Origin of the sequence: Cryobacterium sp. TMN-39-2, from assembly GCF_004402745.1 — a bacterium.
GTDB lineage: Bacteria > Actinomycetota > Actinomycetes > Actinomycetales > Microbacteriaceae > Cryobacterium > Cryobacterium zongtaii.
The window spans coordinates 73,912-97,420 of the sequence record NZ_SOFX01000042.1 but is presented as its reverse complement, the minus strand read 5'-3'; the positions used below and the strand labels follow the sequence as shown (position 1 = coordinate 97,420).

The window sequence follows — 23,509 nt, the reverse complement described above, 5'->3', positions numbered from 1 at the left end:
GACCGCTGAGGAGCCCCAGCCATGACCGCCGTGACCCTCACTTCGGTTCTCGCCCAGGCCCTCCCGCTCGGCGCCGGCGAGCCGGTGATCGCCGTGGATGTGGGCGGCACCGACACCAAGGCCGCGCTCTTCGACACCTCCGGCCGGATGCTCGGACTCAGCCGCACGCCGACACCGCTGGACGGCGAGCGCACGGCCTTCTCGGTGATCGCCCGGGTGCAGGAGCTCACGCTGCAGTTCGCCGCGGATTTTCCCGCGGTGCGGCCCCGGGCGGTGGGCCTGCTCGCCCCCGGCCTCGTCGACGACGACGCGGGCATCGGCGTGCTCTCCACCAACCTGCACTGGTCCAACGTGCCCTTCAAACAACTCACCGAAGATCTCATTCACCTGCCCACCACTTTCTCGCACGATGTGCGGGCCGCCGGTGAGGCCGAGTTCAGGCTCGGCGCCGCCCGCCCCTATCGCAACGTGGTGGTGTTGGTCATCGGCACCGGGATCGCCGGGTCGCTGTTCATCAACGGCCGGGCGCACACCGGCGGCGGCTACGCGGGTGAGATCGGCCACTCGATAGTGCACCCGTCCGGTCCGCTCTGCGGCTGCGGCTCCCGGGGCTGCCTGGAGACCGTGGCCTCGGCCGGCGCGATAGTGCGCCGCTACGAAGAGGTCACCGGCATCCGGTTGGGCGGGGCCCGCGAGGCTCTGGCCCTGGCCCGCACCGGTGACCCCGCGGCGGCGCTGATCTGGAGCGAGGCACTGGATGCGCTCGCCCTGAGCATCGCCCAGCTGGCCGCGATCCTCGCCCCGGAAGCGATCGTGATCGGAGGCGGCCTGGCGCAGGCGGGCGACCAGCTGTTCGCGCCGCTGCGTGAGAGGGTGAGCGCCCTGCTCAGCTTCCACCGGCGTCCGGTGATCGTACCGGCGTCGATCGGCGAAAACGCCGGCCTGCTCGGCGGCGCCCTGCGGGCGCGCGACCTGGTGAGCTAGACCGGCTCGGCGGTCACCGGCTCGGCGGTCAGGGGCACGGCGGTCAGGGGCACCGCCGCCAGCAGCTCCAGCAGCGCCCGCCCGGCCAGCCTCGACGCACCGAAGGTGGCGATGTCGGCGTAACGCAGGTCGTCCGACGGCCAGCCCATGTCGACCACGAGCACATCACGGCGGTCGGCGCGCAGCGTATCCACCAGGTCACGAATGAACGGATGCCGGTGGTTGTCCTTGCCGATCACGACCACGGCAGCCCCGGCCGAGAGCTCCAGCGCCCCGCTGTCCTCTGCGCTGCGTGCGAGGAGAGGCCTGGCCAGCCACACGGCCGCGAGGTCCGACTCCGGATGCGCGGCCACCTCGGCGAACGGCCCCCAGGGCGCCGGGCCCACGGCGATGTTCGTGACGGTGTCGAGCCGAACCACGGAGAAGGTTTCCGGAACCGACGCGAGCCACCGCTTCGCGTGGTCATTGATCGCGAAGGAGGCACGGATCCGCCCGGTATCGAAGCTGGGTTCCGGCATCGTCAGCGCGGCAGCCGGGAGCTGGATGTCCAGGGTGTCGTCGCGGATTCCGGCCGCGAGTCGGTGCACCCGGCCGGCCGCCTCGGCGAGACGGGCCTCGGTGAGGGTTCCGGCGTCGACGGCGGCCAGGATGGCGGCCTCGATCTGGTCGAGCTGCTCGGCGGTGTTCTCGGTGCCGATGCAGAGCAGGTCGCAGCCGGCGGCGAGGGCGGCGGCGGCGGCCCCCGGGATGCCCAGGATGCCGCTGGCACCCTTCATATCCAGGGCGTCGCTGACGATGACGCCGGTGAAGCCCAGTTCGGTGCGCAGCAGGCCGCCGAGCACCCGCGTCGAGAGTGTTGCGGGGTTCTCCGGATCGATCTGGGGCAGCAGGATGTGCGAGGTCATGATGGTCTTCGCGCCGGCGGTGATCGCGGCGTTGAAGGGCACCAACTCCCGCTCGCGCAGGGTCGACGGCGGCAGGTCGACGACGGGCGTGGCCAGGTGGGAGTCGAGGGCGGTGTCACCGTGGCCCGGAAAATGCTTGGGGCAGGCGGCGACGCCGGTGGACTGCAACCCGCGCACCCACGCGGCGGAGTGCAGGCCTACCCGCACGGGGTCGACGCCGAAACTGCGCACGCCGATCACCGGATTGTCGGGGTTGGAGTTGACGTCGGTGTCCGGCGCGAAGGTGAGGGTGCAGCCGGCCTTCCGCAGCTCCCAGCCGACCTGCCGGCCGACCTCCTCGGTGTAGCCGATGTCGTCGATCCGGCCGAGGATGGCGTTGCCCGGATACGGCGAGCCCGAGGAGAAGTAGAGCCGGGTGACGTCGCCGCCCTCCTCGTCGATCGCGATGACCGCGAGCGGATTCGCGGCGCGGATCGAATCGGTCAGCGCTCGCAGCTGGGCGATCGAGACGATGTTCTGCCCGAACAGGCACACGGCTCCGAGTCCGTCCTGCAGGCGCAGGCGCAACCAGTCCGGCAGCACGGTGCCCACGAAGCCCGGCATCAGGGTCGCCCGGATGTGCCTGCGCACCGGGGAGTCGTCGCCGTGGCCGCCGGTCATCCCTTGACCGCCCCGCTGACCAGTCCGCTGGTCATTCTGCCCTGCACGAAGAGGAAGAAGATGATCACCGGAATGGCCACCATGGTGGACGCCGCCATCACCTGGCCCCAGTCGGTGGCCCGGCTGGCGCTGGCCTGGATGAAGCCGCGCAGCCAAAGCGGAAGCGTCTGGCTGGAGTTGTCCTGCAACAGCACCAGGGCCACGGTGAATTCGTTCCAGGCCTGCAGGAACGCGTAGACGCCCGAGGCCACCAGACCGGGGGCGAGGAGGGGGAAGGTGATGCGCATGAACGCCTGGGTGCGGCTCAGGCCGTCGATCATGCCCGCCTCCTCGAGGTCGGCGGGGACGCCGGCGACGAAGCCGCGCAGCATCCAGATCGTGAATGGCACGACCGCGGCAATGTAGATGATGCTCACGCCCACGATCGAGTTGAGCATGTTCAGGCTGCCCATCAGCTTGTACTGAGCGATGAAGAGCCCCTCGGCGGGGAGCATCTGGATCAGCAGCACGGCCAGGACGAACGCCTTACGTCCGCGGAACCTGAACCGGCTGATCGCCAACGCCCCGAGGAACGCGAAGAGCAGGCAGAAAACCACGGTGATGAGGGCGATGGCCGTGCTCATGCCCAGGGCGGGCAGGAAGGTGCCGCCCGAAAAGACCGCGACGAAGTTGTCGAGGGAGCCGCCGAACGGGAGCCAGGTCGGGGTGGTGCTCTGCAGCACCACGTTGGGCAGCAGCGACGAGTTGAGCATCCAGTAGACCGGGAACACCCAGATCAGGGAGACCACGATGCCGATCACGCCCAGCGCGATCCGGCCGGGGCGGATGCGCCGGTTGCCGCCGCCGCCCTTCCGACCGGTCGGCGGGAGGTCGGGCCGGGGCCGCGAGCCGGCCGGCGGGGCGGATGCCCCGGTGGATTGGACCGTCGAGGTCATGATTCGTCCTCCTTGAGCATGCTGCGTACGTAGAACCAGCTCAGGGCCACCGTCAGCACGAGCACGAAGATCGAGACGGCGCTGGCCATCGCGAAGTCGCTGGAGCCGACGCCGAGCTGATAGATGTAGGTGCCGAGCAGGTTGGTCTCCGAGGCGATCGACCCGACGTCCTGCAGCAGGCGGATCTGGGTGAACACCCGCAGGTCCCAGATCACCTGCAGCAGCAGGATGATCGCCAGCACCGGCCGGATGATCGGCACGATGATGTACCGGAGCCGCTGGGCCAGCGTGGCGCCGTCCAGCTGGGCCGCCTCGAGCACCTCGGTGGACACCTGGGTGAGGCCGGCGTAGATGGAGAACGCCACGAACGGCACGCTCATCCAGACCACGATGACCATCGCCACGAAGAAGAACGACAGCGGGTTGGCCAGCCAGTTGTGGTTCTGGAAGTCCAGGCCCATACCGGTCAGAACCGAGTTCAGCACCCCGCGGCGCCAGTCGATGAGCCAGTTCCAGACCGTCATCGCTGCGACGACGGGCATCGCCCAGGCCAGCAGCAACGAGATCTGCAGTGTGATGCGCACGCTGGTGTGCACGGCGTTCATCAGCAGCGCCATCAGGGTGCCGATGGCCATGGTGACCGCGGCGGTGACCAGGCAGAAGGCCAGCGACCGAGCCACCACGGTCCACATGTACGGGTCCGTGAACAGGGTCACGTAGTTGTCGAACCAGACGAATTCCGGGGGTTGGCCGAACTGCTGGGAGAGTCCGAACCTCTGCATCGAGGTGATGAACTGCCAGACCAGCGGATAGCCGAGCGCCAGGATCAGGATGGCGCAGGCCGGGATGACCAGCAGGTACGGCGTTGATCTGCCCCTTTTTCGGGGCCTGGCCGGCCGCGGCGGATCGGCCTGGCCGAGCACGAGGTTCTGCGTGGTCACGCCGACCCTCCTTTCGTTGTTCGATTCGTCTGGTTCGACAGGCTGCCGGCTATTCGCCGTTCAGCATCGGGGTGAGCTTGTCGTCGTATTCCTTGGCGAGCGCCTTCAGGTCGGTGGAGCCCTCGATCTTGCTGAAGAACTCCTCCATCACGAGGGAGCCTTCGACCGTGGCCCAGCCGGGCGCTGCCGGGGTGAGCTTCGAGTTCGAGGCCGAGGCGATCAGCGCCTGGGCGAACTGGTCGTCGCCGAGCGAGTCCACGTAGTCGCTGTTCGCCGGGCCGAGGCCGTTCTGGCCGAGCATCGTCTGGTACTCCTTCGAGTAGATGATCCTGAGGAGGCTCTTGGCCAGCTCGGGGTTCTTGCTCGTCGCAGAGATGCCGATGTTGGATCCGCCGGCGAACACCGGGGCGGGCTTGCCGTCGTTGCCTGGCAGGGCGAAGACCGCGTTCTTGGTGTCATCCCAGGTGCGGGTGGCCTTGCCGTCAGCGTCGGTGCCGAGAGTTCCGATCGACCAGTGCGCCCAGGTGGGGGCCATGATCGTGGCGGCGGACAGTGAGGTGTTCGACGTGACGGCGCCCTCGGCATCCTTGATCTCGTCGCTGTCGTTCAGGTAGATGTACTGGTTGGAGTCCTTGGCGTCGTTGGGCGCGTTGGAGGCTGACTTGTACAGCTCCTGCAGCTGGGCGAGGCCGGTCAGGGTGTTCTCCGAGGCCAGCGTCGAGGTCCAGGTGCCGTCCTTGACGGTGGCGAGTTCGCCGTCGTTGGCGAAGATCCAGGAGATGCCGTTGCGCCAGTCCTGACCGCCGAGGTAGAAGCCGGAGAAGTCGGGGATGTTCAGCGGGTTGGCGGCGTTGATCGCGGCGACGCCGGCGTTGAACTCCTCGAGGGTGGTGGGCTGCTCGACTCCGGCTGCCGCCCAGACGTCGGCGCGGGTGAATACGGCGCGGGAGCCGAAGTAGTAGGGCAGGGCGTAATTCTTGTCGCCCACCATGCCGGCGTCGACGAAGGACTGCAGCAGGTTGGTGCCGCCGAGCTCCTCGTACATGTCGGAGATGTCGAGGAACGCACCCACGTTGGTGAAGGTCGACGACTGGGTGTTGCCCAGCTCGGTGACATCCGGGGTGTTGTTGGCGTCCGGCAGTGAGGTCGTCAGCTTGGTGACCAGGTCACCCCAGTCCTGCTGCTGGATGTTCAGGGTGGCGCCGGTCTGTGCGGTGAATTCGGACTTCAGGTAGTCGCGCAGTTCATCGGGGGTGTCGCCGCCGGCGAGCCAGAGGGTGATGGTCTTGTCGCCGTTGTCGGTGGAGGCGTCGGTGCCTTCATCGGTGGCGGACGAACATCCCGCCAGCACGAGCGCGGAGGCAGTGGCCAGCGCGGCGAGTGATGCGAGCTTTCTCTTCATGAGATATTCCTTTCGTGGATTGCCGACGTTGGCGGGCGCCACATCGTTGGTGCAGGGGAAATCCGTCGGCTAGGAAACGCCGAGTTGTGCGGAGAGAACCATGACGGCCGCACCGCGCAGAACGATGTCCTCCCCCTGCGCGGTCATCCGCAGGGTGAGATCGCCGGTTTCGGTGGCCATGGTCCTCGACCGGAGGGTCTCGACGGTGGCCGCGGAGAGGGCGCCGTCGAGAAGTTCGGGGGGCCCGCTCAACACGATCTCGAGCAGGTTGAGGGCACCGACGACGGGGGCGAGGATGATGCCGAGCCGGCGGCCCGCCTCGGTGAGGATGTCGGAGGTGGCGCGCTCGGCATCCGCCGGGGTAGCCGCCGCGGCGGTGGCGTCATGGATCGCCGCGGTCAGCCGCGGTACGGAGAGCCAGGCCTCGAGGCAGCCGGACTTGCCGCAGGCGCACAGCGGGCCGTCGTCGGTGCCGACCACGACGTGGCCGATCTCACCGGCGGCGAAGCGCTCGCCGAAGATGGCGCGACCGCCGATCAGCAGCCCGGCGCCGACACCGTGGCCCACTTTGACCAGGAGCAGATCGTGGTCGGCGCCCCCGAAGCTGTGTTCGGCGAGCACGGCGGCGTTGGCGTCGTTGACCACCCGAACGGGCAGACCGGTCAGCTCCTGGAGCCGGGCCTGGAGCGGCTGGTCACGCCAGCCGAGGTTGGGCGCGTTGCGCACGACTCCCGCCCGGTCCACGATGCCCGGAGACCCGATTCCGACACCGAGGATCGGGGCGGTGGCCGCGGCGATGACCTGGGCGAGCAGCTCGGCGACCGTGTCGTAGGCGGACTCGCCGCGGGCGCCGGCCAGGTCGAGTCCGGAGCTGGACAGCACCGCACCGTCAAGGCTGAGCACCGCGCCGCGCAACCGGGTGTGACCGGAGAGGTCGAGTGAAACGATCTGAAACGCGGACCGGTTGATGTCGAGCAGGGTGGCGGGCTTGCCTGGGCGCGGTTCCTGGCGCTGGCCCAGTTCGATGACGAGGTTCTCCCCCATCAGCTCGCTGATCAGGTCGGAGACCGTCACCCGGGTCAGGCCGGTTTCCCGGGCCAGGTCGGCGCGGCTTTGCAGGCCGGCGCGGTACAGCGTTTGCAGCACCAGGGTGCGGTTGTTCAAGCGGATGTGCTCGGGCAAGACCTTCGCGGTGGGGCGGAGGGCTCGGTCCTGGATCGTCCGCGGGGCGCCGGTTGCTGTCATGTTTGTTAGTAAACCTTACGAACGAAATGCGCGCAAGGGAGAACAAACTATTGGTTGGGTTGTTTACCAAGTCGTAACGCGGCGATGCTATCCGCCGCCTGGATGCCCGCCGCGCTCAGCGGGGCAGGCCACGATAGTGCGCGCGAAGCTCGGAGCTGAGGTGCTCGATGGCGTAGCTGAGCGTGGTGCGGGGCATGCGGCCCGCGTGCAGGTCGAGGAAGCCGAGCAGCAGGTCCCGGTCGACGCGGGCGCCGACCTCGCGCAGCATCCAGCCCACGGCCTTGTGCATCAGCGGCTCGGGATCACCCAGCAGCCGCGCGGCCAGGTCGAGGGTGGTGGTGGCGTCGCCGCGCCGGATGAAGGCCGAGGTGGCGATGACCGCCACCCGCCGTTGCCAGAGCACCTCGCTGGCGGCGAGCTCAGCCAGCAGCCCGCGCGGCCGGTCGAACAGGTACTCGCCGAGCAGCCCCGGCGCTGAGGAGTCCACCAGGTCCCAATTGTTCACCCGGCCGGCCCGCAGCTGCGCGAGATAGAACTCAGCGAGAACCCGGCGCCGGGGGTCGTCACGGGTGCGCGGGGCGCTTGCCCGGGCGAATTGCGCCACCAGGATCAGCAGGGCGGCGAGTCGGTGCTCGTGCACCGGGCCGGCCAGGAGTAGGTCGATCTCGTGCATCGGCAGGGTGGCGAACCGTGTGACCACCGCTCGGGTCTGCGGCACGGTGACGCCGATGAACACATCACCCTCGGCGTACTGCCCTTGCCCGGTCTGGAAGTACCGGGCGGCCCCGGTGGCGCGCTCCGGATCGGCGATCGCGGTGAGCGCCGCCCGCACCTCGGCCGCGGTGGCACTGCCCGAAACGCGCCCGGCATCCGTCATGGCAGCAGGCTAGCGCCTGGGCGGCAGATCAGCGCCGCGTGGTGCGGATCGCGCCGTAGGCGCGCATCAGCTGGGGCACCACAAGGTACACGGCGACCGGCACCACGACCACCGAGAGCACAAAGGCGCGCAGAACCGAATTCCAGTCGGTGGCGAACGGGGCAATCGCGAAGAATCCGAGCGTCACCAACGGGAAGATGGCGATCCAGGTGATCACGGCCCGCACGTGCACAGACGGGGGTGCGGCACTTCCGCGGGGAGCTGGGGGTAGTGACACTGGGTCTTCCTTTCGAGAGATGAGCGGCCGATGATCACGACCTCGTCCCCCTACAGTGCGGCCGTCGCGAAATTCCTGAAACTATCGTTGCCAAAAGTGGGACACGCTGCTTAGCTGTCCGCATGAGCAGCACTCCCCGGATCAACGACGAGCTGAGTCAGATCGCACCGCGCCTGCGCCGCGCCCGCGAAAAGAAGAACGTCACGCTGGCCGAACTCGCCACCGCAACCGGGATCTCCAAGAGCACGCTGTCCAGGCTCGAGTCAGGGCAGAGAAAGCCCAATCTCGAGCTCCTGTTGCCCATCGTGGCCGCTCTGGCGGTGCCGTTCGAGGAGATCGTCAGCCCGCCCAGGGTGCAGGACCCGCGAGTACCGCAGAGGTCCACGCGGGCGGATGGCCGTACCCTCACGCCCCTCTCACAGCACCAGGGTGAGCCCCAGGCCTTCAAGATCGTCATCCCCGCCACCGATCGGGAGCCCGCACCCCGCACCCACACCGGGTACGAGTGGATCTACGTGCTCTCCGGTCGCCTTCGGCTGATCCTGGGCGAGCACGATGTGCTCCTGGGCACGGGTGAGGCGGCGGAGTTCGACACCCGCAATCCCCATTGGTTCGGCTCCACCGGCACCGATTCGGTGGAGATCCTCTCCATGTTCGGCAAGCAGGGCGAACGCATCCACCTGCGCGCCCGGTCGACATCGGCGACGTCGAGCTAACCGTTCGGTCGGTGCAATCACGCGCCAAACCGGGCCAAGACGGCGATTCACTGCGGAGACCCGCATGAAAATGCCGTCAACCCCCGGTTACGCTGGGGGCGGCGCACACCGGTGTATTCCAGTTCAGTGCGCCGCACGCACGTCGCGCCCGCGGCACTCACGAGGACGGGAGGTTCCCATGTCGAATTACATTGCAGATGCACTGGTCGGTGAGCCCGAGGTTCTCGAGGACACCCTGGTCGCCGACCTGACCGGCACGCCCGCCTGGCTGCGGCTCAAGACCGCCGCCGCCGCCCTGCAGACCGTGCAGGCTCAGGACGGTTCGATCCCCGAGGCCGGCGCCCACGCGGATGCGCAGGTGTCCGTCGCCGAGATCACCGCCGCGGTCACCGAGCTGGCGCCGCACTTCCCGCACGATGCCGACTATCTGGCCGCCGTTGTGGTCGATTTCGACCGCTGGGCGGCCGGCGGCTTCGGCGTGCCCGACTTCTACGACTCGCTGCTGGCCTTCCAGCCGCAGCAGCACCGGGAGGACGGCATTCGGCACCTGGTGGTGTTCCCGATGTACACCCAGAACGGCAGCCCCAACCGGCTCGTCGAGGCGGTGCTCATCGAGGTGCTCTGGCCGGAGTTCGTGGCCGAGCTCGAGACCGAGTACACCAACAAGCTGTTCGTGCCCATCCGCTTTCTCGACTTCACGGCCGGGTACGACACCAACTCGGCGGTGCTCTTCCCCGAGACCGTGGCGATGCGGCAGATCCCCACGTTCACCTGGGGGGCCATCTTCGCCGACCGGGAGGCCGCGAGGTTCCGCAGGGTGGTGCGCGCCGCGGCCGAGATCACCCGGCTCCAGCTGCCCGCAGAGGCCGAGGCGCTGCTCGACGACCAGCACCTCACCGAAGAGACCTTCGTGATGTGGGACCTCATCCACGACCGCACCCACATGCGCGGCGACCTGCCCTTCGACCCGTTCATGATCAAGCAGCGGATGCCGTTCTTCCTCTATTCACTCGAGGAGCTGCGCTGCGACCTCACGGCTTTCCGCGAGTCGGTGAAGATCGAACGGGACGAGGCCGCCAGCCCCGAGGCCCGCCGGCACGCGAAGCTGGTGCAGTACGCGGTCATTTTCGACCGTATCTTCAGGTTCTCGATCACCGGCAGCCGGGTGCGCAACTATGACGGCCTCGGCGGCCAGCTGCTGTTCGCCTGGCTGCACCAGCACCACGTGCTGCACTGGACCGACACGGCGCTCTCCTTCGACTGGGAGGCGGTGCCCGATGTGGTCATCGCGCTCGGCGCCCAGATCGACGAGCTCTATTGGGAGTCGATCGACCGGCCGAAGAAGGCGCACTGGCTAGCCGCCTACGAGATGCTGACGAAGACGCTTACGCCCAACCCGGCGTCGGCGTGGGCTCGCGGGCTGCCGCTCGAGGTGCTCGCCGGCGCGCCGAAGGGGTACACCGACCTCGTCCTTGACGACGAGTTCCCGCTCTCGATGTTCTTCGAGGCGCTCGACAAGAAGATGAAACCCGTCATCGAGTCGACCAGGGGCATCACGGCGGATGCGTAGGCCCACGCTGGTCGACCCGTCCGGTGATCCCGGCCAGCCGGGGGCTGCCGGGCACACCGTGCTGATCGCCGGGGCCACCAGCACCGCCGGGGTGGCCGTCGCGGCCGCCCTGGCGGGGGCCGGGGCCCGAGTGCTGGCCGTGGGCTCCAACGAGGAACGGCTGGCGCGGGTGCTCGAGGTGGCGCCTCAAGCCTCCGTCTACGTCGCTGACCTGACCGATTTTGCGGCGGTGACCGCCCTCGCCGCCACCGTGCACACCGAACACGGACCCGTCGACGGGCTCGTGCACCTGGTGGGCGGCTGGCGTGGCGGCGGCGGGCTCGACGGTCAGACCGACGAGGACTGGGACTTTCTGCACCAACGCGTCCTGCAGACGCTGCGCAACACCACTCGCGCGTTCAACGCCGATCTGCTGGCCTCGTTCACCGGCCGGCTGGCGATCGTGTCGTCGGTGTCGGTGGATGCGCCCACCCCCGGCGGCGCCAACTACGCCAGCGCCAAGGCCGCCGCCGAGACCTGGACCCGGGCAGTGGGCCACGGTTTCGCCAAGGCCGGCGACACCGCCGCGGCCGTGATCTTCGCCGTGCGCGCCCTCGACGGTCTCGAGGCCCGGCTGGCCGCCGAGGTCGTGGCCCTCTGGGACTCCCCCGCCGCGTCCCTGAACAACACCCGCCGCATCCTCACCCCCTGACCGGCAGCCCCGGCCGGCGCAACCATCGAACCTCCCCCTGGGGGCTGATTCGCCCGCGGCGCGACGGCGCTAGCGTGGGGGCATGACTGCCCTAGCCCGCACCGAACCGGTCACCGACCTGCTGGCCGACCCGCTGGCCGACGGATGGCGGCGGCCGCGCGGCTCCCGCTCCGCCTACCGGGTCGATGCCTGGGTGGCCCTGGCGCTGGCCGGCGGCACCGCCCTGAGTATTTCGCTGAGCCTCGGCACCGGGCTCATGGGGGATGCGCCGTGGTGGCAGGTGGCGATCTGGGTGGCGCTCATCGCGCTCCCCCTGGCCGTCCGCCGCCGCTGGCCTGAGGCCGTGGCACTTCTCGTCTCCCTGGTCTTCGCCGTGTTCGGCAGCATGGGCGTCTCCGACGGCCTGTTTTCCAGCATCTGCCTCTATGTGGCCATTTACTCGGTGGGCGCGTGGAGCCACCACCGCACCATCGCCCGGTGGACGCGGCTGGGCATCATCGCGGGCATGTTCATCTGGTTGTTCTGGAGCCTGTTGGAGACAGCCAACCAGGCCACCGTCATCCCCGAACTGTCCAGGGACGGGTTCTTTTCGCCGTACGCCGCCTACGGACTGCTGCAGGTTCTGATGAACCTGGTCTACTTCTGGGCCGCGTACTACTTCGGCGGCGCCGCCTGGCTCGCGGCCCGGCGTTCGGCGGCGCTCGAGGCACGCACCCGTGAGCTCGCCACCGAACGGGAGCGCACCGCGGCGCAAGCCGTGAGTCTCGAGCGGGTGCGGATTGCCCGGGAGTTGCACGATGTTGTCGCCCACCACGTGTCGTTGATGGGCGTCCAGGCCGGCGCGGCCAGGCGCATCCTCGACCGCGACCCCGCCGCCGCCGCCCGCGCGATCGCGGTGATCGAGGAGAGCGCCCGCACCGCGGTAGACGAACTGCACACCATGCTCGGTGCCCTGCGCGCCGATGACGCCGACTGTGACGGCGACCAGCCCGCTCACCAGAGCACCAGCACCCGCGGCGTCGACCAACTCGCCGAACTCGCCCAGGAGAACACCGACGCCGGGCTGGTCGTGCGGCTCCAGGTGATCGGCGAGCCGCGGCCGGTGCCCGGCACCATCGGACTCAGCCTCTACCGCATCGCCCAAGAGGCCCTCACGAACACCCGCAAGCACGCCGGTTCCGGTGCGACCGCCGAACTGCGTCTGCGCTACGAGCCGGATGCCGTGGAACTGGAAGTCACCGACACCGGTCGCGGCATCCGCCCGCCTGTCGGCTCGCCCACCGCGCAGGGCGCACCCGGCGGACTCGGCCAGCAGGGGATGCGCGAGCGCGTTGCGGCCGTCGGCGGCTCCCTCGAGCTGGCCAACCGGCCCCGCGGCGGCTATCTGGTGCGCGCCCGCGTTCCGCTCGCCGGCCCGCCGCCGGCCGCCGATACGCCCATCCCCTGGCCGTCCGCCGGGGAGCCTCAGACCGTGCGGGCCGCCGAATGAGCGCGCCGATCCGGGTGCTCCTGGTCGACGACCAGGCCCTGGTGCGCGCCGGATTCCGCATCATCCTCGAATCCGAGCCGGGCATTGTGGTGGTCGGCGAAGCCGTGGACGGCGCCGCAGCGATCCGCCAGGCCGCCGCCCTCCAGCCCGACGTGATCTGTATGGACGTGCAGATGCCGGGCATGGACGGGCTCACCGCCACCCGCGCGATCGTGGCAGATCCGACCAGCCGCGCCGCGGTGCTCGTGCTCACCACCTTCGACAGGGAGGACTACCTGTTCGCCGCCCTGCAGCACGGCGCCAGCGGGTTCCTGCTCAAGAACGCCTCGCCGGAGTCCCTGGTTGAGGCGGTGCAGGTGCTCGCCCGCGGCGACGCCCTGCTCTCCCCCGAAATCACCCGCCGGGTGATCGCCCGCTTCGCCGGCACCTTCTCCCCCTCCCCGCTTGCCGCCGCACCGGATGCCGCGCCCGCGCACGGCGCGCACCGGCCGGAGCCGGCGGCGGTGGGCATGCTCACCGAGCGGGAGCGGGAGGTTTTCGAGCTGATCGCGCTGGGCCTGGCCAACGCCGAGATCGCGGCTCGGCTGTACCTGGGCGAGGCGACGGTGAAGACCCACGTCTCGAAGGTGCTGCAGAAACTCGATCTGCGCGACCGCATCCAGGCCGTGGTCTACGCCTACGAACACGGCATCGTCGTGCCAGGGGCGCCCCAGAAGCGCTGACCGGCGCTCCCCCACGTCACGTTTTGGCCGCTCGCTCCTCCTCCACAGGCCGGTTTTTTTGGACCTTTCCACAGCTTGGTTTCTGGGCCGGGGAGTGTCGGTGGTGGGTGCCTCACTGTCCCTATGGCCACCTCAGCTGCCACTCCCGATCACACCCCCGGAGTCACCCGCGATGCCGCTTCGGACCCCGCGGTCAGTGCTGCGGTGGATCCTGTCGCGGCGGCGATCAGCGCGGTCATCGACCCGCTGATCTTGAACGAGAAAGTGATCGCGGCCGGCTACGCCGGGCGCAGCCGGCTGCTGACCGAGCTGGACCGGCTGGGCCATGAACGGCGCATCATCGCGGGTCTGTGTGGTGACCCTGTCGAGTCCGGTCGGACCGACCCCGATACCGGCGCGCACGGCCCGGCCTGGGACGACGAGGAGCTCGCCCGCCGCAGCCGGCCGCCGAGGCCCGGGGCGCTACGGCTGACGGCCACCACGGCGGGCATGATGATCTTCGACGCCGCCCGGCTCACCGGGCAGTTGCCCGGCTTCCACCAGGCGCTGAGCCGGGGCAGCATCACCTGGGGTCACGCGGTGAAGATGCTCACCCTCACCGACGGGGTCCCGGAAGAGATCCTGCCCGCGTTTGAGGAGAAGGTGCTCCCGGCGGCGGAGAAACTGACCTCGACCCAGTTCGTCCGGGTCGCCGGCCGGATCCTCGACCGGATGCACCCGGTGCCGTTGCAGGATCGCGCCGACGCCGGCTTCGTCAAGCGTCGGGTGGTGCTCAGCCCCGACGCCGACGGGATGGCGTGGCTGAACGCCTACCTCAAGGCCGAGGACGCCCAGGCGATCTACGACCGGCTCAGCCACATCGCCACCACTCTCGACACCGACACTGCGGCGCCAGGGGCCGATGCGGCCGGCATCGATGCGGCCGTCCCACCCCGCACCAAAAACCAGCGCCGCGCGGACGCCTACCGCGACCTGCTCCTGGACGGTGTCGGGCCCAGTGGCCTCGGCCACGGCATCCGCGGCACGGTCAGCATCACGGTGCCGGCACTGACCCTGCTGGGCCGAAGCGACGAACCCGCCATCCTCGACGGCTACGGCCCCATCGACCCCGAGACCGCCCGCCGGATCGCGGGCACGGCAACCAGCTGGTCCCGCATCCTCACCCACCCCGAAACCGGCTGTCGACTGAGCATGGGCCGCGACACCTACAACCCGCCCGCCGACATGCGCCGCTACCTCGACGCCCGCGACCAAACCTGCCAGGGCATCGGCTGCAACCGGCGAGCCACGCTCAGCGACATCGACCACACCCGGCCCTGGTGCACCGGCGGCCCCACCGACGTCGACAACCTCGTGCACCTCTGCAAGGCCTGCCACCGCCTGAAACACCAATCCAGCTTCACCACCCGCCAAGGCCCCGGCGGCGCCCTCACCTGGACCACCCCCGCCGGCAAGACCTACACCTCAGCCCCCACCAACACCGACCCCATCACCTACGACCCCGCCGCGTACCTCGCCGGCTACGACGGACGACCAGTCGGCCCCAGCAGCTCGGCGGCCACGCCAGCACACGCGCGAAGCCAGCCCACGTCCGAGGACCCGCCGCCGTTCTGAGCCGGGTATCCCCGCTAGGGTCGAGGCAGAGCCCGGCACCGGGGGAACGGCGCCGGAGTCCTGCGTCGCGAAGGAGCAGCCATGGTGCGCACACACCCGCCCGTTGTCGTCGGTGTCACGGCGGGCCAGCCCGATGCCGTGGTCCTGGCCGCATCGGAATTCTCCGCCCAATTCGGTGCCGAGCTGATCTGCGCCTCGGTGGACCCGAGTCGCTTCATGCTCGAGGAGCTGCCCGACGGCAGCATGACGAGCGCCTCCTTCGACCCGGACTCGTTTGAGCAGGCGGCCGCCGAGTTCGACCCCGGCCTGCGCGCCCAGATCGAACGGGTGCTGGCCGGCCGCGGGGTCGGCTGGTCGACCCGGGCCCTCGCCGGCGAGCCCGCTAGGGCGCTAGGCCATCTCGCCGGCACCGTGCGGGCCATGATGATCGTCGTCGGGTCCCGGGAACCCACCGTGCGGCACACCCTCCGGTCCTTCTTCACCGGATCGGTGGCCGTGCGCCTCGCCCACGGCCAGCAACGTCCGGTCATCATCATCCCGCTCAACCCGATTCCCTTCGGCACCGAACTACCCTGGGACGAAGAGTAGGGCCGAGCGCCTCACCCTGTGGGCGGAGGCAGGCACTCACCCCGCAGGCGGATGCGGCCACGGCCCCGCATCCCTAGCGTTGACGGTACGCAACGAAAGGGCAGACATGCTCGAGATCAGGGACATCAACAAGCATTACGGCACCCACCAGGTGCTCACCGATGTGAGCTTTAGTGTGGGCGCTGGCCGCATGACCGGCTTCGTCGGCGCCAACGGTGCCGGCAAGACCACGTCGATGCGCATCATTCTGGGGGTGCTCTCGCCGGACTCCGGCAGCGTGCTGCTCGACGGCGTCGCGCTCACCGCCGGTGACCGGCGCCGGTTCGGCTACATGCCGGAGGAACGCGGCCTCTACCCCAAGATGAAGGTCGCCGAACAGCTGGTCTACCTGGCGCGGCTGCACGGCATGAGCACCAGCGCCGCCAAGCGCAACGCCAACGACCTGCTCGAGCGGCTCGGCCTCGGCGAGCGCGCCAACGATCTCGTCGAGGCCCTGTCGCTGGGCAACCAGCAGCGCGCCCAGATCGCCGCAGCGCTCGTGCACGACCCCGAGTTCCTGGTCCTCGACGAACCGTTCTCCGGCCTCGACCCCATCGCCGTCGAGGTGGTTCTCACGGTACTCAAGGAGCGTGCCGCCGCCGGCGCCCCCGTGCTGTTCTCCTCGCACCAGCTCGACCTCGTCGAACGGCTCTGCGACGACCTCGTGATCATCGCCGCCGGCGAAATCCGCGCCAACGGGTCCCGCGAACGCCTGCGCGAGCAGTTCAGCACCCCCAGGTTCGAAATCCACACGGATGCCGACGCCGGCTGGATCCGCGGCGTGTCCGGCATCACCGTGATCGACTTCGACGGCGGCGAAGCCGTCTTCGAAGCCGACTCCGACGCCGCCAGCCAGCAGGTCCTCCGCGAGGCCCTCACCCGCGGCGCCGTGCACTCCTTCGGCCACCTCCGGCCCTCCCTCTCCACCATCTTCAAGGAGGTCGTGCGATGAGCACCGACACCGAACCGGGCACTGGCACTGGCACCGGAACAGAACCCCGCCAGAGCGCCGCAGCCCGCACCACACCCCCCGCGCCCAATTTCTGGGCCAGCGTCTGGCTGGTCGCCACCCGCGAGATCGTCTCGCGCCTGCGCAGCAAGGCCTTCCTGATCTCCACCGGCATCCTGCTGCTGATCGCGGTCGGCTCCGTCGTCGCCGGCGGCATCATGAGCGCCAACCCGTCCACCACCTCGGTGGCCGTGGTCGGCTCGGCCGGATCCGTGGTCGGCGAGGCCGCCGGTCTCACCATGGTCCCCGCCGACGGCGTCGCTGAGGCGGAGGCCCTGGTGCGCGACGGCACCGTCGAAGCCGCCGTGGTGCCTGACGACTCCCTGCTCGGCGTCAGCGTGATCGCCCTTGATTCACCACCGAGCGCGGTCATGAACGCGCTCAGCGTCTCCCCCGCCGTCGAACTGCTCGACCCGGCCGAACAGGGCGGCTTCCTCGTCTACATCGTGGCGCTCGGCTTCGGCCTGGTGTTCTTCATGTCGGCGCTGACCTTCGGCTCCACCATCGCGCAGAGCGTGGTCGAAGAGAAGCAGACCCGGGTCGTCGAGATCCTGATGTCCGCCATCCCCGTGCGCGCCCTGCTGGCGGGCAAGGTGGTGGGCAACTCGATCATGGCGCTGGGTCAGATCGTGGCCATCGCCCTGCTCGTGGGCATCGGCATGGCGGTCACCGGCCAACGGGTGCTGCTGGCCGACCTGGGTCCGGCCATCGGCTGGTTCGCGGTGTTTTTCGCCTTCGGCTTCGTGATGATCGCCGCCCTGTTCGCGGCGACGGCGTCGATGGTGTCCCGCCAGGAAGACGTGGGCTCGACCACCGCACCGGTGACGTACCTCGTGATGATCCCCTATTTCCTGGTGATCTTCTTCAACGACAACCCGCTCGTGATGGCCATCATGTCCTACGTCCCGTTCTCCGCACCGGTCGGGATGCCCGTGCGCATCTTCCTGGGCTCGGCCGAGTGGTGGGAGCCGGTGCTGGCGCTGATCATCCTCGCCGTGACCACGGCCGGAGTGATCATCCTGGGCTCGCGCATCTACCGCAATTCGCTGCTGCGGATGGGCGGCCGCGTCACCATCAAGCAGGCCCTGCGCGGCTGATCGGCGCGAAAGCGCGAATCCGGGCCTGACCCGGGGTGTTGACACGCTGTGCAGGCACACAATCCGTGCGACACCCCGGAGCAGACGCACAGATTCGCCACCCGGGTTTACGCCAAGATGGAGGGGTGACCTCCCTCCATGACCTGCTCTCCCGCGGTTTCGCGTCCGACAACTATTCGGGCATCCACCCGGAGATTCTCGACGCCATCGTGCGGGCCAACGGCGCCCATCAGATCGCCTACGGCGACGACGTCTACACAGCCGAACTGCAGCGCGTTTTCGCGCGGCACTTCGGTGACGGCGTCGAGGCGTTCCCGGTGTTCAACGGCACCGGCGCCAACGTCACCGGGCTGCAGTCGATGCTGCCGCGCTGGGGAGCGGTGATCTGCGCGAGCACCGCGCACATCAACACCGACGAGGGCGGTGCTCCCGAGCGGGTCGGCGGCCTCAAGCTGCTGCCGATCGAGACGCCGGACGGCAAGCTCACTCCCGCCCTGATCGACCAGGAGGCCTGGGGCTGGGGCGACGAGCACCGCGCCCAGCCGCTCGTGGTGTCGATCACCCAGACCACCGAGCTCGGCACCCTGTACACGCCCGCAGAGGTGCGCGCCATCGCCGACCACGCGCACGCCAATGGCATGCTGCTGCACATGGACGGCGCCCGCATCTCCAACGCCGCGGCCGCCCTCGGGGTGCCGTTCCGGGAGTTCACCAGCGACGCCGGTGTCGACGTGCTCAGCTTCGGCGGCACCAAGAACGGCATGATGCTCGGCGAGTGCATTGTGGTGCTCAACCCCACCTCATCCACCGGGCTCAAGTACCTGCGGAAGCTCAACATGCAGCTGTCCTCGAAGATGCGCTTCATCTCGGCCCAGCTGATCGCCCTGCTTGACGGCGACCTGTGGCTGCGGAACGCCGACCACGCCAACGCCATGGCCGCACGCCTGCGCGGCGCGCTCGAAGAGGGTCTGGCGGATGGCTCGGTGACCGGACTCTCGTTCAGCCAGCCCACCCAGGCCAACGCGATCTTCGCCGTGCTGCCCGCCGGCGTGGCCGACAAGGTGCGCGAGTTCTACAGGTTCTACGACTGGAACCCGGCCACCGGCGAGGTGCGCTGGATGTGCGGCTTCGACACCACCCCCGACGACGTCGACGATTTTGTCGCCGCCCTGAAGAAGGAACTGATCAGCGCATGAACGTCTTCACGAACAAGCCCTGGTTGAGCTCATACGCCGCGGGCGTGCCCAACACGATCACGGATCCCACCGAGACCCTCATCGACATGATCGAGGGCTCCACCCGCCGGTTCGCCGACAAGGTGGCGCTGGACTTCTTCGGCGGCACCATGACCTACGGGCAGCTGGGCGATGAGATCTCTCGCGTGGCCAACGGCCTGCGCCGGCTCGGCGTCAAGCCCGGCGACAGGGTGGCCCTGGTGCTGCCGAACTGCCCGCAGCATATCGTCGCGTTCTACGCCGTGCTGCGGCTCGGCGCGATCGTGGTGGAGCACAACCCGCTCTACACCGAACGTGAGCTGCGCCACCAGTTCGAGGACCACGGCGCCAGCGTCGCCATCGTCTGGGACAAGGTTTACACCACGGTGCGCGGCTTCCCCCGCGACATGGGTCTGCACACCGTCGTGGCCGTCGACGTCACCAAGTCGATGCCGCTGACCACCCGGCTGGCCCTGCGCCTGCCGATCCCCAAGTCCCGCACCGCCCGCGCCGCCCTCACCGTGGCCCAGCCGCTCAAGGACGCCATCGAGTGGAGCGCCCTGGTGGGTTCCCGCCGGCTGCGCACCGCGCATCCGCGCCCGCTGCTCGGCGACACCGCCGTGCTGCAGTACACCAGCGGCACCACCGGCTCGCCCAAGGGCGCCATCCTCACCCACTTCAACCTGCAGGCCAACGCCCAGCAGAGCGAAGCCTGGGTGCCCGGGCTCGAGCGCGGCAACGAGGTCTTCTACGGCGTCCTGCCGATGTTCCACGCCTACGGCCTCACCCTCTGCCTCACCGTCGCGATGTCGATCGGCGCCCGGCTGGTGCTGTTCCCCAAGTTCGACGTGGGCCTGGTGCTCAACGCGGTCAAACGCACCCCACCCACCTTCCTGCCCGCGGTGCCCCCGATCTACGAGAAGCTCGTGACGGCCGCCAACGCGCAGAAGGTCAGCCTTCGCGGCACCAAGTACGCCATTTCCGGGGCGATGAGCCTGCCCCAGTCCACTGTCCAGCTGTGGGAGGAGGCCACCGGCGGCGTACTCGTCGAGGGGTACGGCATGACCGAGTGTTCGCCGATCGCGGTGGGCAACCCGATGGGCGAGAGCCGGCGCAATGGCACCGTGGGCGTCCCGTTCCCGAGCACCGAGATCCGGGTCGTCGACCCCGCGAACCCCGCGGTCGACCGCGGCTTCGACGAAGAAGGCGAGCTGCTCATCCGTGGCCCGCAGGTGTTCTCCGGTTACTGGGACCGCCCCACCGAAACCGCCCAGACCCTGCTGGCGGATGGCTGGTTGCGCACCGGTGACATCGTCACGGTGTCGCCGGACGGCTTCGTCACCATCGTGGACCGCATCAAGGAACTGATCATCACCGGCGGCTTCAACGTTTCGCCCTCCGAGGTGGAGGCCGCCCTGCTCTCGCACCCCGACATCGCCGACGCCGCTGTGGTCGGCCTCAAGAGCGAGCACGGCGGCGAGGATGTCGTGGCCGCCGTGGTGCTGATCGCCGGCGCCACCCTCGACGTGGCCGGTTTGCGGGAGTACTGCCGCACCCGCATCTCTGCCTACAAGGTGCCCCGCCGTATCGTCGAGGTCGACGACCTACCCCGGTCGCTGATCGGCAAGGTGCTGCGCCGCAAGGTGCGCGACAACCTCGAAGCGGCGGAGCACACCGCCTGACCGACGGCATCCGGTCAAATATGCGGGCGCATGGAATAACCGCGCCCGCACCGCGTTGACCAGATTGGGACGATGATGCCCCGCACCAATCGACAGACACGCACCAGAGAAAGCCGGGCATCATGACCCTCATCACCGACACCCACAGCCGCGCCGCCGATACGACGGCACCGATCCTCCCCGCGATGGCCGAGCGCTGGAGCCCGCGGGGATTCGACCCGACCGCCGTCATCGACGAGGACACCCTCACCACGGTGCTCGAGGCCGCCCGCTGGGCGCCATCCGGCAACAACAACCAGCCGGCCCGGTTCATCGTCGCCCGCCGCGGTTCCGAGAGCTTCGCCAAGATCCACGCGAACCTGATGGGCTTCAACCAGGCCTGGGCCGACAAGGCGTCGGTGCTGATCCTCAACATCGCCGAGGGTGACAACCCCTGGGCGCAGTACGACCTCGGCCAGGCCGTCGCTCACCTCACCATCCAGGCCCAGCACGAGGGACTGTTCAGCCACCAGCTGGGCGGTATCGACCGCAAGGCGCTGGCCAGTGCGTTCCGTCTCAAGGAGAACCAGGACGCCGTCACCGTGACCGTGCTGGGTGTGCTCGGCGACGCCGAGGCGCTCAGCCCCGAACTGCTCGAACGAGAGATCGCGCCGCGCACCCGCAAGCCGCTGACCGAGATCCTGCTGGTCAACGACTAACAGCCGCCGTTTCGGGCGGCGCACCATCCGCCGAATTGCCGCAGAGTTCCCCTCGAGTCCGCCGAAGGGGTCTGCCGCAACTCGCGGGCCTCGACGCCGCACAACGGGGGATGTGAGTTGCCACTTGGAGCCCCCTCAGGGCCTCGAAGGGGCGCCAACTGCCATCTCATCCGACTGCGCCGCATCGACCTGCCAGTTGAGGCCCTCAACCGGGCCGCCAAGAGGCCGCAAGTGGCAAGTCGGGCAATACACGAACGCCCCCCTCGCATAAGCGAGGGGGGCATTCGTCATGTGAGGGGTGCGGACTACGGGCGCAGCAGCACCTTGATGGCGCGGCGCTCGTCCATGGCGGCGTAGGCCAGCGCCACTTCGGACAACGGCAGCTGCAGGTCGAAGACCCGCCCCGGGTTGATCGCTCCGCTGAGCACCTCGGGCAACAGCTCCTCAACGTATCCGCGCACGGATGCGACGCCGCCGTTCACGCCCACGTTGCGGCCGAAGAGGGCCTTGATCGGCAGCTCGGCGCCGCCGTTGGGCACGCCGACGTAGCCGACCATGCCGCCGGGCCGGGTCGAGCGGATCGCCTGGTCCATCGACTCCTCGGTGCCAACGCACTCGAGCACGCAGTCGGCGCCGACACCGTCGAACATCTCCAGGATGCTCTCGACACCCGCGTCGCCCCGCTCCTCGACGATGTCGGTGGCACCGAATTCGCGGGCGACGGCCTGCCGGTCGGCGTGCCGGGACATGGCCACGATGCGGGACGCGCCCAGGCGCTTGGCGGCGATGATCGCGCAAAGGCCCACGGCCCCATCGCCGACCACGACGACGGTGCTGCCGACGGTGACGCCGGCCGAGACGGCAGCGTGGTGGCCGGTGCCCATCACATCGGCGAGGGTGAGCAGGCCAGGGACCTGGTCATCCGTGGGCTGCACGGGGGTGGCGACGAGCGAACCGTCGGCGTGCGGAACCCGCACCCGTTCGCCCTGGGCGCCGTCGGCGAAGCCGCCGAGCTGGTCGTCCGAGCCCCACCAGCCGCCGTTGAGGCAGGAGGTGCTGACGCCGTTCCGGCAATTCACGCAGGTGTTGTCGCAGTCGTAGAACGGGGCGATGACGAAGTCACCGACCGTGATGGTGGTGACGTCAGGACCGATCTCGTCGACGATGCCGACGAACTCGTGGCCGATCCGGTGCGGCTCGTCGGTGGGGGTCACGCCGCGGTACGGCCAGAGGTCTGACCCGCAGACGCAGGCCGCCACCACCCGCACGATGGCGTCACCGCCGGTGGACAGGACTGGGTTGGGAACTTCATCGAGTCGGACATCCCGCTCGCCGTAAATAACTGTTGCACGCATCCGAAAAGCCTAACCCTCAGCCCGCGAACCGTGAGATTTGCCCCAGGAACCGCCAGATTCCGGTGCTTGAGTCACGGTTCGAGGGAGGCGGGAACAGGTTCGAGGACCACAACGGCAGTTTCGGTCGGGCGGCGGCGGGCCAACCGTCGAGGTCCTTGTCCACCGTCCGCCAGCGGTCCCACAGCCGGGAGCGTTCCCCTCCGGTCGCGGCGTGCGCGACGACGTGGCGGGTCTCATCGGCGAGCTGGACCTCGCAGCGCGGCCGCGCCTGCAGGTTCAGCCACCACGCGGGTTCGGCTTCGCCCCAGCCGTTCATCGCCAGGGTCACCAGGTTCGGGCCGTCCTCCAGATAGCCCACGATCACGGACCGTTCCTGGCCGCTGCGGCGCCCGGTCGTGGTCAATCGCAGCGCACCCCACCGCTGGGGCCGCGCACGCCACAGACCACGACGACCACCGGTCACCCGGAACAGGGCCCTGTGAACCTTCCAGGCCAGCACGACGAACCAGCGCGGCGGCAGCCACGGGGTCCGCTCGCCGGTCTCGCTGCCGCGGCCGGGGGGCGTCATGGCGATCGCTTCCTCTCGCTCGGTCAGAACGGATCCGTTCAGCGCGACTGTACAACCGTTCCCCTCCCTCGAGGCCTTCGCCGCCACAGCGGCACTCCAGCCGCACGAGCTCGTGCGCCTGGGCAGCGAGGCCTTCTGCTCACGACGCCCCCGGGCCAAGCGCAGCTTCGGCCGCCGAGTCGACTACTGACCCGCGAGCCAGCCCGCGGCACGATTCAGACACGACACACA

The 23,509-nt window shown here is 69.2% G+C and carries 23 protein-coding genes; 14 read left to right on the top strand and 9 right to left on the bottom strand.

Translation table 11 applies throughout. From position 1 onward, the window contains the following. The first annotated feature begins 21 nt into the window (after positions 1-21). Positions 22-984: an ROK family protein gene (locus E3O57_RS16050; RefSeq protein ID WP_103479892.1), complete on the top strand. Its 963-nt coding sequence runs from the start codon at positions 22-24 to the stop codon at positions 982-984. Here the strand turns inward: E3O57_RS16050 and E3O57_RS16045 are convergent. The 7 genes from E3O57_RS16045 to E3O57_RS16015 all read right to left on the bottom strand — a co-directional run bounded on the left by E3O57_RS16045 (position 981) and on the right by E3O57_RS16015 (position 8,226). Beyond that, positions 981-2,549 (bottom strand): glycoside hydrolase family 3 protein, encoded by a 1,569-nt coding sequence (locus tag E3O57_RS16045; RefSeq protein ID WP_103479893.1) that lies wholly within the window; start codon positions 2,547-2,549, stop codon positions 981-983. The two genes, E3O57_RS16050 and E3O57_RS16045, sit on opposite strands and share 4 nt — an antisense overlap. Further along, a complete protein-coding gene (locus tag E3O57_RS16040) occupies positions 2,546-3,484 on the bottom strand; it encodes a carbohydrate ABC transporter permease (protein WP_088457546.1) in 939 nt (312 codons plus the stop codon). The genes E3O57_RS16045 and E3O57_RS16040 overlap by 4 nt, the downstream gene beginning before the upstream one ends. Then, positions 3,481-4,425, bottom strand: a complete 945-nt coding sequence (locus E3O57_RS16035; protein WP_088457547.1) for a carbohydrate ABC transporter permease — start codon at positions 4,423-4,425, stop codon at positions 3,481-3,483. Before E3O57_RS16035 ends, E3O57_RS16040 begins: the two co-directional genes overlap by 4 nt. A gap of 49 nt (positions 4,426-4,474) precedes the next feature. Then, a complete protein-coding gene (locus E3O57_RS16030) occupies positions 4,475-5,827 on the bottom strand; it encodes an extracellular solute-binding protein (RefSeq protein WP_103479894.1) in 1,353 nt (450 codons plus the stop codon). Positions 5,828-5,896: 69 nt separating this feature from the next. Beyond that, positions 5,897-7,072 (bottom strand): ROK family transcriptional regulator, encoded by a 1,176-nt coding sequence (locus E3O57_RS16025; RefSeq protein WP_103479895.1) that lies wholly within the window; start codon positions 7,070-7,072, stop codon positions 5,897-5,899. A 115-nt stretch (positions 7,073-7,187) separates the two neighbouring features. Next, a complete protein-coding gene (locus E3O57_RS16020) occupies positions 7,188-7,949 on the bottom strand; it encodes a DNA alkylation repair protein (protein ID WP_103479896.1) in 762 nt (253 codons plus the stop codon). A 28-nt stretch (positions 7,950-7,977) separates the two neighbouring features. Continuing rightward, the gene (locus E3O57_RS16015) at positions 7,978-8,226 is read right to left on the bottom strand and encodes a hypothetical protein (protein ID WP_133159832.1); all 249 of its coding nucleotides are present in this window, start codon (positions 8,224-8,226) and stop codon (positions 7,978-7,980) included. Positions 8,227-8,348: 122 nt separating this feature from the next. Between E3O57_RS16015 and E3O57_RS16010 the strand changes: the two genes are divergently transcribed. The 12 genes from E3O57_RS16010 (at position 8,349) to E3O57_RS15955 (ending at position 21,355) form a co-directional block, all read left to right on the top strand. Next, entirely contained in the window at positions 8,349-8,942 is a 594-nt protein-coding gene (locus E3O57_RS16010) for a helix-turn-helix domain-containing protein (RefSeq protein WP_103479898.1), read from the top strand. 178 nt (positions 8,943-9,120) lie between these two features. Continuing rightward, positions 9,121-10,512: a DUF6421 family protein gene (locus E3O57_RS16005; RefSeq protein ID WP_103479899.1), complete on the top strand. Its 1,392-nt coding sequence runs from the start codon at positions 9,121-9,123 to the stop codon at positions 10,510-10,512. Continuing rightward, positions 10,505-11,203: an SDR family NAD(P)-dependent oxidoreductase gene (locus tag E3O57_RS16000; RefSeq protein WP_103479900.1), complete on the top strand. Its 699-nt coding sequence runs from the start codon at positions 10,505-10,507 to the stop codon at positions 11,201-11,203. The genes E3O57_RS16005 and E3O57_RS16000 overlap by 8 nt, the downstream gene beginning before the upstream one ends. 82 nt (positions 11,204-11,285) lie before the next feature. Beyond that, positions 11,286-12,692, top strand: coding sequence for a sensor histidine kinase (locus tag E3O57_RS15995; RefSeq protein WP_103461278.1), 1,407 nt, complete (start codon positions 11,286-11,288; stop codon positions 12,690-12,692). Further along, positions 12,689-13,414: a response regulator transcription factor gene (locus E3O57_RS15990; protein WP_103479901.1), complete on the top strand. Its 726-nt coding sequence runs from the start codon at positions 12,689-12,691 to the stop codon at positions 13,412-13,414. The genes E3O57_RS15995 and E3O57_RS15990 overlap by 4 nt, the downstream gene beginning before the upstream one ends. Before the next feature lie 123 nt (positions 13,415-13,537). Next, the gene (locus E3O57_RS15985; RefSeq protein ID WP_103479902.1) at positions 13,538-15,028 is read left to right on the top strand and encodes an HNH endonuclease signature motif containing protein; all 1,491 of its coding nucleotides are present in this window, start codon (positions 13,538-13,540) and stop codon (positions 15,026-15,028) included. An 81-nt stretch (positions 15,029-15,109) separates the two neighbouring features. After that, positions 15,110-15,616, top strand: a complete 507-nt coding sequence (locus E3O57_RS15980; RefSeq protein WP_103479903.1) for a universal stress protein — start codon at positions 15,110-15,112, stop codon at positions 15,614-15,616. Positions 15,617-15,722: 106 nt separating this feature from the next. Next, entirely contained in the window at positions 15,723-16,607 is an 885-nt protein-coding gene (locus tag E3O57_RS15975; protein WP_103460343.1) for an ABC transporter ATP-binding protein, read from the top strand. Next, positions 16,604-17,761 carry an ABC transporter permease gene (locus E3O57_RS15970; protein WP_103460342.1) on the top strand — a complete coding sequence of 386 codons (1,158 nt, stop codon included), beginning with the start codon at positions 16,604-16,606 and terminating at the stop codon, positions 17,759-17,761. The genes E3O57_RS15975 and E3O57_RS15970 overlap by 4 nt, the downstream gene beginning before the upstream one ends. Before the next feature lie 125 nt (positions 17,762-17,886). Continuing rightward, entirely contained in the window at positions 17,887-18,957 is a 1,071-nt protein-coding gene (locus E3O57_RS15965; RefSeq protein ID WP_103430764.1) for a low specificity L-threonine aldolase, read from the top strand. After that, positions 18,954-20,657, top strand: a complete 1,704-nt coding sequence (locus E3O57_RS15960) for a long-chain-fatty-acid--CoA ligase (RefSeq protein ID WP_088457562.1) — start codon at positions 18,954-18,956, stop codon at positions 20,655-20,657. Before E3O57_RS15965 ends, E3O57_RS15960 begins: the two co-directional genes overlap by 4 nt. A gap of 122 nt (positions 20,658-20,779) precedes the next feature. Next, the gene (locus E3O57_RS15955; protein WP_088457563.1) at positions 20,780-21,355 is read left to right on the top strand and encodes a nitroreductase family protein; all 576 of its coding nucleotides are present in this window, start codon (positions 20,780-20,782) and stop codon (positions 21,353-21,355) included. Positions 21,356-21,660: 305 nt separating this feature from the next. Here the strand turns inward: E3O57_RS15955 and E3O57_RS15950 are convergent, their stop codons facing one another. Then, a complete protein-coding gene (locus E3O57_RS15950) occupies positions 21,661-22,710 on the bottom strand; it encodes a zinc-dependent alcohol dehydrogenase family protein (RefSeq protein ID WP_088457564.1) in 1,050 nt (349 codons plus the stop codon). A 16-nt stretch (positions 22,711-22,726) separates the two neighbouring features. Next, on the bottom strand, positions 22,727-23,278 hold the full coding sequence (locus E3O57_RS15945) for a nitroreductase/quinone reductase family protein (RefSeq protein ID WP_241990464.1): 552 nt from the start codon (positions 23,276-23,278) through the stop codon (positions 22,727-22,729). Here E3O57_RS15945 and E3O57_RS15940 point away from each other — a divergent pair. Beyond that, positions 23,277-23,468, top strand: coding sequence for a hypothetical protein (locus E3O57_RS15940; RefSeq protein ID WP_133159833.1), 192 nt, complete (start codon positions 23,277-23,279; stop codon positions 23,466-23,468). The genes E3O57_RS15945 and E3O57_RS15940 overlap by 2 nt on opposite strands. The last annotated feature ends 41 nt before the right edge of the window (positions 23,469-23,509 follow it).

Coding starts and splice junctions, on each gene's coding strand:
- E3O57_RS16050 (WP_103479892.1), top strand. CDS start 22: ATGACCGCCGTGACCCTCACTTCGGTTCTCGCCCAGGCCCTCCCGCTC.
- E3O57_RS16045 (WP_103479893.1), bottom strand. CDS start 2,549: ATGACCGGCGGCCACGGCGACGACTCCCCGGTGCGCAGGCACATCCGG.
- E3O57_RS16040 (WP_088457546.1), bottom strand. CDS start 3,484: ATGACCTCGACGGTCCAATCCACCGGGGCATCCGCCCCGCCGGCCGGC.
- E3O57_RS16030 (WP_103479894.1), bottom strand. CDS start 5,827: ATGAAGAGAAAGCTCGCATCACTCGCCGCGCTGGCCACTGCCTCCGCG.
- E3O57_RS16025 (WP_103479895.1), bottom strand. CDS start 7,072: ATGACAGCAACCGGCGCCCCGCGGACGATCCAGGACCGAGCCCTCCGC.
- E3O57_RS16020 (WP_103479896.1), bottom strand. CDS start 7,949: ATGACGGATGCCGGGCGCGTTTCGGGCAGTGCCACCGCGGCCGAGGTG.
- E3O57_RS16010 (WP_103479898.1), top strand. CDS start 8,349: ATGAGCAGCACTCCCCGGATCAACGACGAGCTGAGTCAGATCGCACCG.
- E3O57_RS16005 (WP_103479899.1), top strand. CDS start 9,121: ATGTCGAATTACATTGCAGATGCACTGGTCGGTGAGCCCGAGGTTCTC.
- E3O57_RS16000 (WP_103479900.1), top strand. CDS start 10,505: ATGCGTAGGCCCACGCTGGTCGACCCGTCCGGTGATCCCGGCCAGCCG.
- E3O57_RS15995 (WP_103461278.1), top strand. CDS start 11,286: ATGACTGCCCTAGCCCGCACCGAACCGGTCACCGACCTGCTGGCCGAC.
- E3O57_RS15990 (WP_103479901.1), top strand. CDS start 12,689: ATGAGCGCGCCGATCCGGGTGCTCCTGGTCGACGACCAGGCCCTGGTG.
- E3O57_RS15985 (WP_103479902.1), top strand. CDS start 13,538: ATGGCCACCTCAGCTGCCACTCCCGATCACACCCCCGGAGTCACCCGC.
- E3O57_RS15980 (WP_103479903.1), top strand. CDS start 15,110: ATGGTGCGCACACACCCGCCCGTTGTCGTCGGTGTCACGGCGGGCCAG.
- E3O57_RS15975 (WP_103460343.1), top strand. CDS start 15,723: ATGCTCGAGATCAGGGACATCAACAAGCATTACGGCACCCACCAGGTG.
- E3O57_RS15970 (WP_103460342.1), top strand. CDS start 16,604: ATGAGCACCGACACCGAACCGGGCACTGGCACTGGCACCGGAACAGAA.
- E3O57_RS15960 (WP_088457562.1), top strand. CDS start 18,954: ATGAACGTCTTCACGAACAAGCCCTGGTTGAGCTCATACGCCGCGGGC.
- E3O57_RS15955 (WP_088457563.1), top strand. CDS start 20,780: ATGACCCTCATCACCGACACCCACAGCCGCGCCGCCGATACGACGGCA.
- E3O57_RS15950 (WP_088457564.1), bottom strand. CDS start 22,710: ATGCGTGCAACAGTTATTTACGGCGAGCGGGATGTCCGACTCGATGAA.
- E3O57_RS15940 (WP_133159833.1), top strand. CDS start 23,277: ATGGCGATCGCTTCCTCTCGCTCGGTCAGAACGGATCCGTTCAGCGCG.
- E3O57_RS15945 (WP_241990464.1), bottom strand. CDS start 23,278: ATGACGCCCCCCGGCCGCGGCAGCGAGACCGGCGAGCGGACCCCGTGG.